8 protein-coding genes and 2 pseudogenes are annotated in these 15,815 nt (G+C 64.8%); 6 read left to right on the top strand and 4 right to left on the bottom strand.

Going from position 1 to position 15,815, the window contains the following annotated elements; genetic code table 11:
- Window positions 1–688: 688 nt before the first annotated feature.
- The 5 genes from AB0H36_RS11760 to AB0H36_RS11740 are packed head-to-tail and all read left to right on the top strand — an operon-like array spanning window position 689 to window position 9,482.
- Window positions 689–1,816 (top strand): hypothetical protein, encoded by a 1,128-nt coding sequence (locus tag AB0H36_RS11760; protein WP_360520259.1) that lies wholly within the window; start codon window positions 689–691, stop codon window positions 1,814–1,816.
- Window positions 1,813–2,934 (top strand): CHAT domain-containing protein, encoded by a 1,122-nt coding sequence (locus AB0H36_RS11755; protein WP_360520257.1) that lies wholly within the window; start codon window positions 1,813–1,815, stop codon window positions 2,932–2,934. Before AB0H36_RS11760 ends, AB0H36_RS11755 begins: the two co-directional genes overlap by 4 nt.
- A complete protein-coding gene (locus AB0H36_RS11750) occupies window positions 2,931–4,346 on the top strand; it encodes a CHAT domain-containing protein (protein WP_360520255.1) in 1,416 nt (471 codons plus the stop codon). The genes AB0H36_RS11755 and AB0H36_RS11750 overlap by 4 nt, the downstream gene beginning before the upstream one ends.
- Window positions 4,339–8,106, top strand: coding sequence for an FHIPEP family type III secretion protein (locus AB0H36_RS11745; protein WP_360520253.1), 3,768 nt, complete (start codon window positions 4,339–4,341; stop codon window positions 8,104–8,106). The genes AB0H36_RS11750 and AB0H36_RS11745 overlap by 8 nt, the downstream gene beginning before the upstream one ends.
- Window positions 8,103–9,482, top strand: a complete 1,380-nt coding sequence (locus tag AB0H36_RS11740; RefSeq protein ID WP_360520251.1) for a hypothetical protein — start codon at window positions 8,103–8,105, stop codon at window positions 9,480–9,482. Before AB0H36_RS11745 ends, AB0H36_RS11740 begins: the two co-directional genes overlap by 4 nt.
- A 169-nt stretch (window positions 9,483–9,651) precedes the next feature.
- Here the strand turns inward: AB0H36_RS11740 and AB0H36_RS11735 are convergent.
- From AB0H36_RS11735 to AB0H36_RS11725, 3 genes and pseudogenes are all read right to left on the bottom strand, one after another.
- A pseudogene (locus AB0H36_RS11735) lies at window positions 9,652–10,956 on the bottom strand (ISL3 family transposase); the annotation flags it as partial.
- Between the two features lie 384 nt (window positions 10,957–11,340).
- On the bottom strand, window positions 11,341–11,655 hold the full coding sequence (locus tag AB0H36_RS11730) for a bacterial transcriptional activator domain-containing protein (protein WP_360520249.1): 315 nt from the start codon (window positions 11,653–11,655) through the stop codon (window positions 11,341–11,343).
- 565 nt (window positions 11,656–12,220) lie between these two features.
- Window positions 12,221–12,389, bottom strand: a pseudogene (locus AB0H36_RS11725) (transposase); the annotation flags it as partial.
- Between the two features lie 823 nt (window positions 12,390–13,212).
- On the opposite strand from AB0H36_RS11725, the gene AB0H36_RS11720 reads away from it, so the two are divergent.
- A complete protein-coding gene (locus AB0H36_RS11720) occupies window positions 13,213–14,445 on the top strand; it encodes a patatin-like phospholipase family protein (RefSeq protein WP_360520247.1) in 1,233 nt (410 codons plus the stop codon).
- A gap of 259 nt (window positions 14,446–14,704) precedes the next feature.
- On the opposite strand, the gene AB0H36_RS11715 is transcribed toward AB0H36_RS11720, so the two are convergent.
- On the bottom strand, window positions 14,705–15,187 hold the full coding sequence (locus AB0H36_RS11715) for a hypothetical protein (protein ID WP_360520245.1): 483 nt from the start codon (window positions 15,185–15,187) through the stop codon (window positions 14,705–14,707).
- Window positions 15,188–15,815: the final 628 nt, after the last annotated feature.

Genomic DNA, 15,815 nt, shown 5'->3' with positions numbered 1-15,815 from the left:
GCATTGTTCAGCAGACTCCTAGCGGATCGGGAGGAATGGATGAGCCGCTACAAATTCACCGCGCGGGACCTGGACAGGCGACGCGAGACATCGTTCCGCCGCTACTCTTTGCGCCCCTTAATCGAGCGGATGATGCAACCAGTTATTCGCCGACTTTCCTGATCTGACCTGCCGTCCGATCTGGTATTGGTACGTGATTCGGCGCATAGTTGGAGAAGGGAATGGTCATGGGGTGCAACAGGCTGGATCAGGGCTTTGGTGGCCGTGTCGAGGTAGGACGGGCAGATGGCCTGAGTTCCGCACGGCGAACCTCACTGATGCGCTTGAACGGAGGCAACTCCTTCTTTACGGCTTCAGGTCCGGCGAACCCGCGAACAACGCTCCAACCCTCCAACTCGCCCGACATTCTCGTCGCGCAGGGGCTGACCGCTGATGCTCGCGGGATCGTTTGCTACGCCGGCACGGGCGCCCCTGCCTTTTGTGGTCGGGCTGACATACGGGAACAGCAGGCGGCGTTGCGCCGCATAGCCTCGGGCGTCGTCCTGATGGCCGTGCCATCGCCTCCGTTTCACCGCGCAGCGCTCCATAGCCACAGCGGGTCGGGGCAATGGCAGCTTTGGCTCTGGCGGGCCCGCTCACCACTCGTCCTATTGGAGACGCGGCTCGAACAACTTTGGGAGATTCAGTCGTGGCCGATACTTCTGCGGGCCCGCTCGAACTAGAGCTCCTGCCTGCGCGGCATGGCGATTCCGTCTTGCTGACGTGGGGTCCACCAGCGGATCGCCATCGCCTGCTCATCGACGGCGGGCCGGCCAGCGCATACCCAGCCGTGGGTGCTCGACTGCGGCGTGTCGCGTCCGAGGGATCGCTCGACCTCCTCGTGCTGACCCACGTCGACGCCGACCACATCGAAGGCGCCTTGCTCCTGACCAATGACGCCGATGTCAACGTCGGCATCGCGGAGTACTGGTTCAACGGTCCCGCGCAGGTCTCGCCCAAGCTCGGTGGCGCCCAAGGAGAGATGCTGGCGGCCCTGATCAGCGGACGCGGAATCCCGTTGAACGCCGCGTTCTCGAAAGCCCCTGTCTGGGCGCCGGACGATCAGCCGCTCCCGGTCCGCACACTGGCCGGTGGCCTGACGTTGACCGTGCTTGGGCCGGATGGCAAAGCCCTCAAGGCGTTGCGGAAGGCCTGGCGGCCCGCGCTGAAAGGTGAAGGGCTCTTCTTCGACTCCGAAGCCGACGCGCTGACGGAGTTACGGGCGAGGGCCGGCTTGCTCCCCGCGAAAACGTTCCTCGGCTCACGGAAGCCCAATGGAGTCTCGGATCTGCTCCAGGAGAAGTCGAGCAGGGACACCGCCCCAGCCAACCGCAGCAGCATTGTGCTCCTGGCCGAATACGCCGGAAACTCAATCCTCTTGCCCGGTGACTCGACGCCGGCCACCTTGCTGGCCGGGGTACACCGGCTGCTGGCCGAACGACAGGCCGAACGTCTGGATTTGACCGCGTTCAAGCTTCCGCACCACGGCAGCACCCGCAACATCACCCCCAAGCTGCTGGAACTCTTGCCGTCCGACTACTACCTGTTCTCCAGCGATGGCGCGAAGTTCGAACATCCCGATGACGCCGGTGTGGCCAAGTGCGTGGCCTATGGAAAGACGGGTTCGACGTTGGTGTTCAACTACCGCAATCCACGCACGCTGCGTTGGCAGCACGACGACGACCTGAAACCGCGGAAGAACTCCACGCTCTTCCCGCCCGCAGGCAGCGAGGGTGGCGTCGTCCTGACCCTGGCGCCCAGGAAGAAGAAGCGGTGAGTAGGCAGCCACCGCTGTCCATCAGCGTCGCCGTCTCACCCACTGGAAAGGTGACGGCGCGATCTTGGCGTGACGGCACCGAACAGAGCAGCGATCATCGTGTTGCCCTGATGGGACTCGAGGGACGCACCCTGCGCGTGTTCGAACGCTGGCTGATGGAGCACGACCGGGAGTGGGACCGTGAGGACATTCGCGTCTTCGGCCAGTTGCTGCACCAACTTCTGTTCTCCGACAAGGTCTGGACCTGGATCAGGCATCAGATCGACAACCGCGGAGACGACACCGTTCGACTCCAGTTGGAGTTTCCCACCGATGCCGCAAGCTCCCGTCTCGCGACACTCCCGTGGGAGTTCATGTGTGGGCCTGACCGGCCCGGCGACGACGGCCAGTTCCTCGTGCTGATGCCCGGTGTTCTGCTGTCACGCTCGGTTCCTCCCGGCACGCCTTATCGCGCGACCGTCGACCTGCAGGAGGTTAGGATTCTGCCGGTCGTCGGCGCACACAACGACTGGCTCGGCAACGTCGACTACAAACCCGTTGTCAGAGCCATCAAGAAGACAGCGAAGACCCGGCCCGACTTCACCGTCTGTAAGGCGGCTGTCGACGTCAGCGAGGACGAGCTGGCCCGCACAGTTGCCGAGAAACACCCCCACGTGGTGCATTACATCGGCCATGGCCGCTTCAACAGTGAGACCGGCAAGGGATCTATTGCCCTCAAAGGCGCCGCTGGGCGCGAGGAATGGATCGATGAGGACCGCCTTGCCGAAAGCCTGTGCACAGACGACTGGGCGCCCACGGTGGTTGTTCTTCATGCCTGCGAAGGCGGGGCCAACGACTACGAGTACCGGTATGCCGGGCTGGCCCCAGTGCTGGTCGGGCAAGGCGTGCACTGTGTGGTTGCGATGCAGTATCCGGTCACCAATGAGACCGCGATCGCCTTCAGCACGGCCTTGTATGAAGCTCTGGCTTGCCACGAGTTTCTCGACCAAGCAGTCCAGTCGGCCAGGAAGGTCATCTGGCAAGACAGCAAGGACGCAAGGCTGCTTGGCGTACCGATGATCTACCAACGCACCGCCGAGCCACTTCTCGGCGAGAAGAGCGAGCGCGCGAAACGATGACGACGTACGAGTTCAAGATCGTGATCGACCGCGAGGGCGTGTCCGGTGAGTACGGCCTGCCGGGATCCCAGGCCAGTGCCGCCGGCCGGCACGACCTCATGGCCGACCCCATCGATCCGCTCACCCTCGCAACCGTCGCGCTGATGAACCGATGGCTCTGCTTCTGGGACCTCATCGAGGAGGCCGAAGTTCGCCGCCGAGAAGACCTCCTCGACTCGAGCGCCCTGAAGGTGCTGGGCACTCAGCTCTGGCGGCTGATCTTGGCCGACAAGCACGGTCAGGACAACCCCGTTGGACAGGAGCTGAAGAAGCGGATCCCCAAGGAGGGGCAACCACCGCTGCGGCTATCGATCGTGTTCGCCGACGACGCGGATGCGGACCTCAAGGCCCTGCCGTGGGAGTTTCTCTATGAACCGGAGGGCAACTGGTTCCTCGCCACCAAGACCGAGCTCTTGTTGACCCGCTACGTCACGATGGCTGAGAAACCGGTTACGGTCAAGCAAGTCAGCAACAAAGACAAGCTCAGCGCGATGCTGATCGCGGCGCTGCCCGAGGCTCCCGATTTTGCTATCCACCGTGAGGCGCTGGGAAAGCTCAGGACGGCACTCAAAGACGTGCCGGACCTCTGGGTTGCCAAAGCGATCAAGTCATGGGACGCGGCCAAGGTTCAAGCAGAGCTCAGCAAGAAGCCCTACCACATTCTCCATATCGTAGGAATCTGCCGCGGTACCCCGGACCATCCGCAGATCTATCTCGGCGGTGCGGGTGACGGTTACCAGGATCCCGCGCAGTTTGTCGAGATCCTGACCGCCAACACGATCCGTCCCCGGCTGGTTATTCTCCAGCTCTGCGACTACAAAGATGGCGACGCGACCGAGAACTTCGAACGCCTCGCACCGGACCTGATCAGGCGACAAGTGCCGGCCGTACTGGCCCTCCAGTACGCAGTCAAGATCGACCAGGCAGACCGCGTCGGTCTCGGAAAACAGTTTTACGAGCGTCTGGTCAGCGGCGAACACATTGGCGCCGCGGTTCAGGCCAGCCGGCGGGGGCTGCAGGTCGAGCATGAAGACCGCCGTTTCGGGACTCCCGTCCTCTACCTTCAAGAGGACGGTGCGCTGCGGCGCGAACTTCCCATCGCCATCAAGACGACCACACCGACGACAAATGCCCCGGAGTCCTCGAAGCGGACCGACCTGATCGACGTCGTCATCGCAACCAAGGGCCTTACGCCCCAACAGGAGAACGCGATGCTGGCGTGGATAGCAGGGCTTGACCCAGACCTCGACGACTCCGAAATCGCAACGCTCATCAAGAAGAAGATGCTCACCCGGATCGATGCACGCACGCGCGCCGTCTATGCCCGGATGCTCCGTGCCCTGGACCTCGGAAGGCCCACCGAGCATGACTGATTCCGGACGGACCAAACCTGCCCCCGGCGACGTCGACGCCGCTGTCTTGATGGAGGCCTCCGCCCGAGCCATCGTCAAACGCACTCTCGATGAGCTCGCGGATGATTCGAACTTGTCGAAGCCGACGAGGCTGCTGGCTCAGTCCGCGTTGCGTGGACTGCGAGGTCTGGGCGACTACGAGAGAGTGATCGCAAGCCTTGACCGGCTGACGTACGAGATCTCCATGGTCAACATCATTCTGGAGCGCTGCGCACAGAGATTGCGTACGAAAGAGAAGCAGCTCGCACGGCGCAGTGAAGGTAGCGACTTCTGGTGGAAGGCCTATGCACGCGACGTCACCGGCGAGCTGCGACGAGACTCGATCGACGAAGCCTTGAGACGGTGGAGCGCCGTGTGGCTCGACGGCTTGGCACTGCGCGATTGGAGCGGATGCCGGCGCTTCTTGGACCTGGCCGGCTTTCCTTCCACCGAAGTGGTCGAGACGACCCGTGGTCAGCTGCGTGCCATCACCGACGCGATGGCCTCGGACACGTATGCAGCGGCGCTCGATCCGATCGACGCCATCCTGATCCCTGTGACGGGTCGGCGCCTCGACGAGAGCACCAGGGTCCGGCTTGCCGTCTTGCGCACCCGCATTCTCCGTCGTGAGTTCTCGGATCGCACCCTCGCACGGCAGTCCGCTGACGACGCACTCACGCGCGCGCAATCGAATAGATGGAAGGCGCTGGCCTACACCGCACTGGCCGAGACCCAGCTCGCCAACGACGAGGACGAGGATGCCCGCGCGACACTCAGACTCGCGGCCAAGCACGCCACACTCGCCGACGGCGAAGATGCCCGCGCAGCGCTGAAGCAGACGCCCGAGTTCGCAGCGCCCGGCACCGACACCCTGATCGTCCAAGGGCTCCTCCTCGAGCGCGACGGCCTCGGAACGCTGGCTGACCAGTCTTATGACGATGCGATCGAGGGCGACCGGAGAGCCATCGATCCCGTACTGCTGCGGCCGGTGCCGGACCGCCTGCTCGTACGCGCCGCCCTGACGTCGGATCACGACGCCGCAGAAGCCCTCACCTTGCTCGACCGCGTTCTGACCGGATCGTCTGAATCCGGGACATCCCAACGCCTCAGAGGCGAACAGAACTACGCCCGGCGGGATGTCCACCTCGCGATGGCGGAAGTGACGCTCAAGCTGGCGAAGTCGATGGACCATCAGGGTGATGCCGGAGCCGCACAGGCCCGGAGGGTCGAGGCCGCTTGGTCACTCGTCGAGGCGGGGAACGGCTACTCAGAGGCTGGACTCAAACCGCAGGCCCTTCAGCTCTTCAACCGGGCACGCAAGCTGGCACCGGAGCGGGCAGAGTTTCGCTGGGCCTATGCGGAGGGGCTTCGGCTCGACGCTTTCGGTCCCGACGGTACAGTCAGCCGCGACGCGCTCAACAAGGCCCGTCGGCACCTGGAGAAGGGGCTGCGGATCCGGCAGCCCGAGCGCGACGAGGCCTGGGTGCTCGTGACCCAGGCATTGATCGATGATGTTCTGGGCGACTCCGGGAGTGACCCCGCCTTGCTGGTCGAGCGGGCGCTGCTCAAAGACCCCTCGTACACGCGTGCGTACGGTTTCCTGGCTGATCTCCTGAGACGCCAGGGACTGATCCAGGAAGCGTTCGATGCCTCAACCGACGGCGTGGCGACTGCCGACTGGGCCGACTCGGTGATCGTCGGTACCCACCTGTCCGTGCTGCTGGACCGCGGCGATTACGGCAAGGCCCTGGAGTTCGTCGACTACCAGTCGCTGCGCCAGCCTGACGACGAAGACCTGCTATGGCAACGCGCCAACGTGTTGTTGCGGGGGGACCGCGCTGAGGAGGCATTGGAGAGCTTGACTGGCCAGACGGCGTCGGAGTCGGTTCGCCTCCTGTTGGGCCACTGCCTGTTTGCGGTGGACAAGCCTGAGGCCTCCCGCGACGAATTCATGGCGCTATGGAACGACACCAGGTCCGGTCCGGCAGCTGACGTCGCCGGGTGGGCGGCCTTCCGCGCTGGCCTGGTCGACAACGCGATCGAGATCTACCGCGACCTGCGTCCCCGGGCGCCCGCACGGATGCCCTTCACGCGTGACCTGGGGCAGATGCTCTTGGTGAAGGGTGAGATCGACGAGGGCGCGCGGCTCTTGAAAGAAGGCGTCGACGCGTGTCAACAGCCGGCCGACCTGCGGCACCTCGCCACCCTTGAGTTCGACTACCTACGCTATGCCACCAGGGATCAGCCCCACCAAGAGCAGGTCGCTCAGGTGCTCGGCGATCTGGCCGCGCACATCGACAACCGCTGCGTCACGCTACTGGACACCCATCGCCCCAACGAGTCAGTGCCCGCGTTGGTCAGCGCGGCGCGCCGTGCACTCACCAACGGCCGCCCGCTGGAGGCCTTGTCGCTCTACGGAGGACTGGTCGGTCATGCCGAGGTGCCGGAGGCCCTCGATGCCGCCCTCAGGGCCGGCGACGAGGCACGCAGTGCAGCCGATGTTCTCTACAAGCAAGACCTGCACGCTGACGCCCGAAGCCAATGGTCAGCAGTCGAGAACGCTCTGGCTGGCCTGCTGATCGAGGCCGACCGCGGCCTCATGCAGTCGCTTCAGGCTCGACGCGCGCTCTCGAATCTCGTCGACGGCTCCTACGACGACGTGGCGACGTGGCTGGGCGACGTCCGGGTCGACGTCGCCTTGCAGGACGCCATTACTGAGGCAGCGCAGACAATTGCGCACGATCCGGCGACGCTGTGGTCGCTCCGCGACGGCCTACTCGCGCTCGCCAGCCGTGCCGACGTCGGCGACGGCCAGCGTCGGCTCCTGCAGACGGCGGCCGGCACGTTGCCACTGGAACAGACCTATCAGCTCCAGGCAAGCGCAGCTGACACGTTGGGTTCGACGTTCGTGTTCCTCAACCCGTTAGAGCTCGCGTTCGGGTCGGGTCTCGGCGATCTGATGGACTCCGACGAACTGCGGAATGCGACCCTGGACCTCCAAGACCGCATCTCCGAACAGATGGGGGTCCGGATTCCGTGGATATATCCGGTGCCCTCGCCGGAGCTCAACGATCTCCAGGTTGACCTCAATCTTTACCGTCGATGGGTGGGGACCATCGACGTCGCAGGCTCCCGGGACTCGTGGCCGGCCCGGTTGATACAAGAACTGGAGGATCTTGTCCGTATCCACTTGTTCCGTCTCGTCGGAGTGGACGACGTGCCGGTCTGGCTCGAGGACTGGGACTCCGGCGACTCGACGGCCACACCGTGGCGGCCGGCGGATCCAAGGGCTGACCGGCTCAGGCTGGCACGGGTGTTGCGCATGCTGTTGCGCGAGCAGGTTTCAGTCGTCGACCGACGGCGGATTCTCGATGCGGCCCGCCGCTCGCCGGACAGTGCCGACCGGACCTCGGAGTCCGCAACCCTCGAGACGCTGCGCGCGGTACGCCTGGCCCTCGATCTGGACGCCCTGGGGGTACGGCCGGACGCGACCGTGGTTGCGCTTCCCGACGAGCTTGAGGAACGCCTACGCAGCGGGCTCTGCTCTGACCGGCCGGTGTGGGAACTGCCGCGCGACCTGACGTACCCGTTGGTGGCGGATTTGCATGCCTGGCTGGGGGATCTGCCGATGCGGCCTGACGTCGTCGCGGTCACGGACGGCCGGCTGCGGCCCTTCGTCTGGCGGCTGCTCGCCTCGAAGGCCGCGAACATTCGCATCCTGTCCAAGGACGAACTGTCATGACCGAGTTGACCCGAAGGATGTTGGGTGCGCCGCTACCGCGGCGCCCGATCCAGGTCGAGGTTGGACTACCCGAAGCGCTCCGGGCATCGTGTGCCGATCAGCTCACTGCGGCCCTCGACGGGCAGCTCACGACGCTGCTGGACGAGCTCGGCCTTGATCGGCGGCTGACCATCACCGAGCGAGACGACGTCGCCGGCAAGGGGAACAGGGACACAGCCACTGTCTCGATCGACGGACGACCCATCGCCTATCTGCCCCGCTCCCAGCTTCCCGACGATGCGACGGCGGAAGTTCTGTGCAGCGAATTCATGTCCCGAACGCTCCGGCGTCTGCCGACGTTGGCGGGGTCCAGGTCGAGCAATCGCAGCACAGCCGCGTACATCAGCGCACTCGGCTGCCGGGCCTCGCTGACCATCGCAGATTCGGTCAGCTTCGACGTCGATACCGCAGAGCGATTCATCGATGCACGAACCAACGAGGAGATCGTGGTCGAGGTTGCGGCGAGCACCATGCGAAAGGTTGCGGAGGATGACGTTCGGGCCCTCGTCGACCTCCGCGAGACCGACTATCGCAAACGCGGAGTCGTCTCTCCCGACGTACGTGTGGTATTGACGGATCAGCCTGCGGGTTCGGTTCGATTTCGGCTCAACGACGTGACGCTGCCTGAACACAACCTGGGCGAGGACGCGCGATGGGTCGATGTCGTCGGCGATCTCGGCAAGACGCTCGCCGAACGCAGACACTGGTTTGTACGGATGCGGCACTTGTCCCGCGTCATCGACGAGGACCTGGCCTACGTATTTCCCGACCTGGTCGCAGTGTTGGAGGCCAACTACTCTCGCGCCCAAGTGACGGCGTGCTTGCGCGAGCTCGTGCGCAGCGGCCGACGCATCCGCAACTTGCCCAGGATCATGTGGATGCTGCTGGAAATTGGCGGGACCGCTGCCGGATCGGACGTCGTGAGGATCTCGGAGTCGCCGCTACTGCCCAAAGCCCGGCATCGGCCCATGGCCGACCGCGATCCGATGGTGATGGCTGTACGGGTGCGCAAGCTGGCCGCCGAAGAGGACTGGCGGCTGGGCAACTACTACCCACCGTCCAACGTCGTACGGCTTGCTGCGCAAATCGAAGAACGTCTTGTCGCAACCAGCGAGGGGCCAGCCCTGGCCGAGGCCGAATGGGCAGCCGTACGAGCTTTTGCCACTGCTGCGAAGGCCGACCGTGTGGTCACCCGCAGCGTTGGGGCGATTGGCCCGGTACGCGGCGCATTGCAGGCGGTCGAACGGATTCCCCGTGTCATGGCCTCGCACGAACTCCCACCCGATGCCGATGTCGCTTCCTTCCCCGTACTGCACGACCCGCAAGCTTCGCTCTAGCCTCAATACCCGTGACTTGAGAAAGGGTCCTGGTTTCGTGCTTCTTCGGTCGGTGGGTGACCGGGGTGGTGCGGTAGTGCGGGAAGATGTTCACGGTATTGGCTGGGTGTCGGGTGGGTTTGGGGGCCGGTTCGATGGCCGTCGCGTTTGACGGCTCTTCACAGATGAGGTGTAGTTGCGGTCTGAAGCCGCCGGTCTCGAGTAGGGATCGGGCGATGTAGTTGGTCAGGTTGCGGAATCCGAGGGCGGAGCCGCGGAGGTGTTCGAGGCGGCCGTTGATCGCCTCGGTCGGTCCGTTGCTGGTGCCGGGCCGGTCGAAGTAGGCGAGGATGTCCGCGGCACGTTTGGTCAGGGTTCGGCCGAGCGTGGTGATCTCGGTCAGCGTTTCGGGGACGCGGTGGCTGACCGATGTGATGAGCTGCTGCATCAGCTCTCGGCCGCGTTGGTGGTCAGGTTCGCGGTAGGCGGCGATCATGCGCTGGTAGATGCCCCAGGTGGCCTCGACCTCGACGTGTTCGTCGGTCGCGAATAGTGCGGCCAGCCGGTCGGTCTGCTTGCCGGTGAGCAGGTCGGCTCCGGTGTGCAGGGTCCGCCGCGCGTTGTAGAGCGGGTCGGCCTTGCGGCCGCGGTGCCCGCGGGTGTCTTGCTGGACGCGGCGTCGGCACTGGTCGAGCGCGTCGCCGGCCAGGCGGACCACGTGGAAGGGGTCCATCACGGCTACTGCGTCGGGAAGTTCTTCGGTGGTGGCGGTCTTGAACCCGGTGAAGCCGTCCATTGCGACAACCTCGATCCCGTCGCGCCAGGACTGTTCCTGGTCGGCGAGCCACTGCTTGAAGGCTTGCTTGGAACGTCCTTGGACCATGTCGAGCAGCCGTGCTGGGCCGGTGCCGTCGCGGATGCCGGTCAGGTCGATGATCACGGTGACGTACTTGTCGCCGCGACGAGTGTGGCGCCAGACGTGTTCGTCGACCCCGACCACGGCCACGCCGTCGAACCGGCCGGGATCATCGATCAGCACCCGCTTGCCCTCGGCGAGAACCGCATCGTTGGCGGTGTTCCACGCGACCCCGAGACCCTCCGCGACCCGGGCGACGGTCAGGTGCTGGACCACCAGGGCTTCCAGCGCCCACCGCAGCCCGCGCCGCGACAGCTTCGCCCGGGGCTCGGCCGCCCGGCCGGTGTCTTGGCGCCACACGTGCCCACAACCACTGCACCGGTAGCGGCGCACCGTCACGTGCAAGGTCGTGGGACGCCAGCCCAGCGGCTCGTGCGCCAGCCGCCGGACCACGCTGTCGCGAACAGTTCCTTCGCAGCCGCAGCGCCGACACCAGCCATCCACGTCATCAGTCTCGACAACCCGGCAAGCCAGCACCGCCCGGTCCGGCTCAAGTCGCTGCCCGACGGCCTCGAGACCGAGCTCGTCAACGCGTGTGAACGTGGTCAGGTCAGGGCAGATGAAGGTAGCGTCAGACACGTCGAGGTCTTCCAGATGGGCAGCGTGAGAACTCCCATCATCGGAAGACCTCGACCCCTATCCGGCCACCGACGCGCCAACCCTCACTACACCCTCAACTGCGAAGAGCCCGTTTGACTCCTGCTTGGAGACACCTGCTGACACCATCAACGGCTCTGAACTGCGAGCGGGACCCGGGGGACAACAACCGAAACAACAAGACTGAAGTCTCTGCGGTTTCAGGGGATTGCCAGACGGACATCAGGACTAAGTCGGTGAGCAAGCCGGCGAGGCGAATGCCGGCGGCGGTGAGGTCGAGTTCCGGCCAGGCGGCTGCAGGTCAAGCTCGCGTCATTGTCCGTTCGATCTGTCATTGGGGCCAACTGTTCCCCGGCTCGCAGGAGTCTATGCGGGCGTATGGAGATGGGTGTGCCTGGCCGGCAGCAGCTCGGTCACGCGCGTCGATGGCTCCAGGTCGAGCTCGCGCTGCAAGAGATCTCTGAAGAGCAGGTAGTGGTGAATCGCATCGGCCACGTTTCCTTCAGCGAGATAGACGGACATGAGTACGGCGTTCGCAGTCTCTCGCAGCGGCTCAGCGCGCACGGCCTCGAGAGCGAGCCTGAGCGCGGCGTGGAGTTGGCCCCGCTCGGTCAGTTGGCGCACAGCCACTTCCAGGGCGTGGATCCGCAACTGGTTGAGCCGCTCGCGTTCGAAGATCACCCAGTCGTCGTACCAGCCAGGGAGGAGCGCCGGACGGCACAAGCGTCCGCCCGGGAGGGCTACGTCTAGTGCGTCGAGATGCCGGGATGATCGGATCTGCGCCGACGAACCCAACACGCGCATTAAGGATCCGCAGTTGAAATCTTTCAGCTCGCGTCAACCTGGCTACCGCCCAGCGGCTGTGAGCGCCGTGTCAGGCGCGTTTCATAGCCGCCGACGGGTGGTGCCGCGCCGGTGCGCACGATCCGCACCAGCCGGTAGGTCTCGGCGCGCCCAAGAGCTCGGCCGCACTCAGTTCGGCGACCTCGCGCGCTGGGGGCGTTGCGCTGTTGCTGCCGAACACTGCGATGAGAGGAGCATCCAGATCGTATCCATTGACCAGTCCTGCCTCGGGTCTCATGGCGCATCGGCTGTGTTCGGAAGGAGGACGGGCCTGGCCAGACGCAGCAGCGCGGCGGGTTCGGAAAGACGACGACGTTGGTGCGGAATTTGATTTCCTTGTTGTTCGAGTTGGAGGCGGTGAACGCGGCGGGTGACGCGTTCGAGGCGGTTGCTCGAGTGGACCCCTCTTCCAGTGGCTGATCGGGAAGTCGGCGAATTCGGTGACGTCGTCGGCGGCGCCGCGCAGGATGGGTTCGACCTTGGATAGTTGTCGGCCCAGCACGGTCGCGGTCACGTCGAGTTGCTCGCGGACATGCGCGGTCGGGCTGGGCGAAGATGTTGCGGATCGTCGCATCCGCGGAAGATGTTGCCGTCGCTGGGGGGCGGAAGTCATCTGTGACAGCAAGCGTCGGCCCGCTTGCCGCCGGATTGGCCACCGTTGCGCTACGCAACTATGGTTGAGCAGGCGTGGGTCGGCCACGCCTGAGTGCATCCGCGCAGATGCGTGATCTGCCGTCCGTCGGGGCGTCTCTGCCTGCGGCAGCCGGGACCAGCATGACTGCCGCTGTCGTCGGACAGCGGCCGCCGAGTGCAAATGCGTCGGTCCGCCGAACGGAGCCCGAAACGTGGTGGGCGGCTTCAGTAAGTGGACACGGGAAGATGTCATCGGCCTTCACGTAATGCAACGTCGCGTCCTGCGATGATGCGGGGATATAGCCTGGTCGGCCGCTATCACGCCATCTGTCAGTCGGCGTACGCAATCGCTTGTTTCGGTTCAGTCCGGCCCAATTGAAATCGGCGACGAAGAATGCCAGGAGAGGTTGGCGACGACAAAGTGTGCGCGCTCTTGACTGACGGTGTGCATGCGGGGGAGTGTTACGAGTGGGGGAGTGTTGCGATGTCCAGGCCAATCGTCATCCGAGCGATTGACTGGGGGGCCGGGCGTGCACGGCACCATAACCGCCAAGCAAGCGGCCGAGCAAAGAAGCCGTGGAAGCGAAGTTGCGCAAGCGATCTAGCGCGCGGCAGACCGCTCAACAGCGGCGCGGGCTCCGTCACGTTGCAGCCTCGGTTGCCGGCGGCGCAGCTGCGGCTACTTTTGCGTCCGTGCACCGCGCCGTAGGCCTCCGGCGAGACAGCGATCGGGTATGGTGATGTTTAGGTCGGAGTGGCGAAATGGAAGATATGGCGGCACAGTGGCCGGTTGATTCGCCGGCCCTCGGGACCAGATTGTCACTCGAGCCCTGCGGACGCGGCCGACGTGAAGCGGCGGCGCCGGCGCCGTCCCCCCATCCATTGGCGTGCACCTTCTCCGGAGGTGGGTTCAGAGCGACATTCGCCGCGCTAGGTGTTGCCCGCTTACTGGCCGACCTGAGCCGGCTCGGCGACCTACGCTACGCGTCATCGGTGTCGGGTGGATCAGTGGCCAATGGCATCTTGGCAGCCGCTTGGCCGGCGATCAGGGATCGGGGCTACTCCACGTCCGCGGTGGACGAACTAGTGATTGATCCGGCGGTGAGGATCGTGTCGTCCAAGTCCCTGAAGATCTCCCTGGTCAAGGGACTCTGGCGAACCGTCGGGCCTCGCAACCGGACGGACCTGCTGGCCCGGCGGTTTGACGAGTGGTTCTTCGGAGGACTCCGTCTGACGCAGCTCGACCCCGAGGTGCGTTGGATCGTCAACGCAGCCAATCTGACCACCGGCGTACGATTCCGCTTCGAACGCGATGTGTTCGGGGACTACACCATTGGCCTGCTGCCGACAGTTGGCACGAATCTGCGGCTGAGCGTCGCCGTCGCGGCATCGGCAGCGGTGCCTGGCGCTTTCGCACCGATCGTCTTGAAGGGACACGCGTTCCCGTGTGGGCAGGACCCGCCTGTCCTGGTCGACGGCGGCGCGTACGACAACACAGGTCTGCAAGCGTTGGACCGAGACAAGTACCGCGATGTATTCCTCGTGAGCCTCAACGCCGGTGGGCTGCTCCGGCCAGGAGGGTACGGCAGGATTCCACTGATTCGCGAGTTGGCACGGGCGAACTCGTTGCTCTACCGGCAAAGTACCGGTCTGCGGACGAGGATGATGGTCGAGCGGTTCTCCTTGGCCCGTACCGTCCCGGCCGGCGACGCGCTACCTGCGGGCGCCCGACGCGGCGTTCTGGTGGCACTCGCCACCGACTTCCCAGCCGCGGCGACGGACGAGCTTCGAGCCTGGCGCGCGGCGTACCCCGAGCATCGTGCCTACGAGGGCCGGGATCTCTCGCTGGTCCCGACCGTGTTCGACAAGCTCGCCGAGAGATTGTGCCGGACGTTGGTCTACCGAGGCTGGTGGTTGACCGGCGCGGCACTTGCTATGCATTGGCCGGAGCGGCTGCCTGATGCGTTCGAGTCACTGGAACCACCGCAGCTATGAGGGGGAGGGACGCCCGCGACGCCGTCGAGCGGCACCGACGAGTCCTCAACTGAATCGATGTGGTTGTCGAGAAAGGAGGAGTCGGTGGCCACTGCCCTTGATGTCGAAGCGCTGCCGGCCCGCCTCGGAGACTGCATCCTGGTCGAGTGCTTCCGCGACCAGGGACCTACCTCGCGCATGCTCGTGGACGGAGGACGCGAGATTGCTGGCCGACCCTGGAAGCGCGTCTTCGCCTGCTGGATCCGCACGACTGCCGACCCTATGTTGCCGTCTCGTCACCCACGTCGACAACGATCACATCGGAGGCATGATCCCGTTCCTGCAGAGCGAATTCGCCGCAGGTGTCTCGGACTACTGGTTCAACGGCAAGCGCATCTGCAATATGGCAGAGATCGAAGATGACCCAGTCGTCGTACCATCCCGGCAGCAGGTCCAGGGCATCTCCGCCCCAGCGCGGAAGTCGCAGCTCTTCGGCCGAGGCGTGCCCTTCGATCACCCGCTGCGCCCAGTTGTCGATGGTGCTGATGTCCACCGACGTCGTGGGATCGAGCCACAGAGCGCACTTGTCGGCTCGGAGTACGTCGATCCCGGCGCCCTTGAGGCGCCACAATGACGAGCGAAGGTTGCCGGCGGCCCGGTCGTCATCGCCGAGGGGCCACAAAGTCCCGGCGACGAGCCGGCGGTCGACTCTGCCTTCATGCAGCGCGATGAACGCGAGCAGCCGCTTACTTCCCTCCGGCACGCCCAGACGCCGGTTGCCTCTGACAACGAAAGGCCCACCGAGCAGACACAGCTGTGATCCGCTGTTGGAGTCGTGGAGCAGGGCCCCGAGCGCGCCGGCTCCCTCCCGAACCGGCACCAGCCCCCTTGGAGATACGTAAGCAGTCACAGGAACCCCCCTGTCTACGTGTCAGCAGACTAAAATTCCGGCGTCGCCGAGCTGTCACCCGGAAAAGCGCCACTGCAAGCTCCAAGACCGGCAGGCGTGCAGACCCGGTGAACATCAAATGCTTCATCCACAGGCGTTGAGCACGTGGCTCGTTCTTCGACGAATTTGGTCGATCGGCTCGTCATGATGGTTCTTCCTCTCGGATGATCTCGCCGTGTCCGATCAGGAGCCAAGGTCCCCCAGCCGGCGCCCCAGGCTGCTCCTCACATTGCTCGATACCTGAACACGCCCGGAAGTTGCGATCCAGATCGACATCCGCACCGGGAAATAGTCCTCGTTCGGAACAAACTGCGTGAAAGTTGTTGGCGACCGAGCCGGGTTGGGAAACGGGCAACGCATAAGCGCTTGGTCACCGCGAAGAATGGTGCCTGGCTTGAGTGACGTCTTGGTGACAGCGTGTCCGTACAGTACAGAAGGCCGG

The sequence above is a fragment of the Kribbella sp. NPDC050820 genome, assembly GCF_040653975.1.
Taxonomy (GTDB): domain Bacteria; phylum Actinomycetota; class Actinomycetes; order Propionibacteriales; family Kribbellaceae; genus Kribbella.
This window is presented reverse-complemented; position numbering and strand designations above follow the sequence as displayed.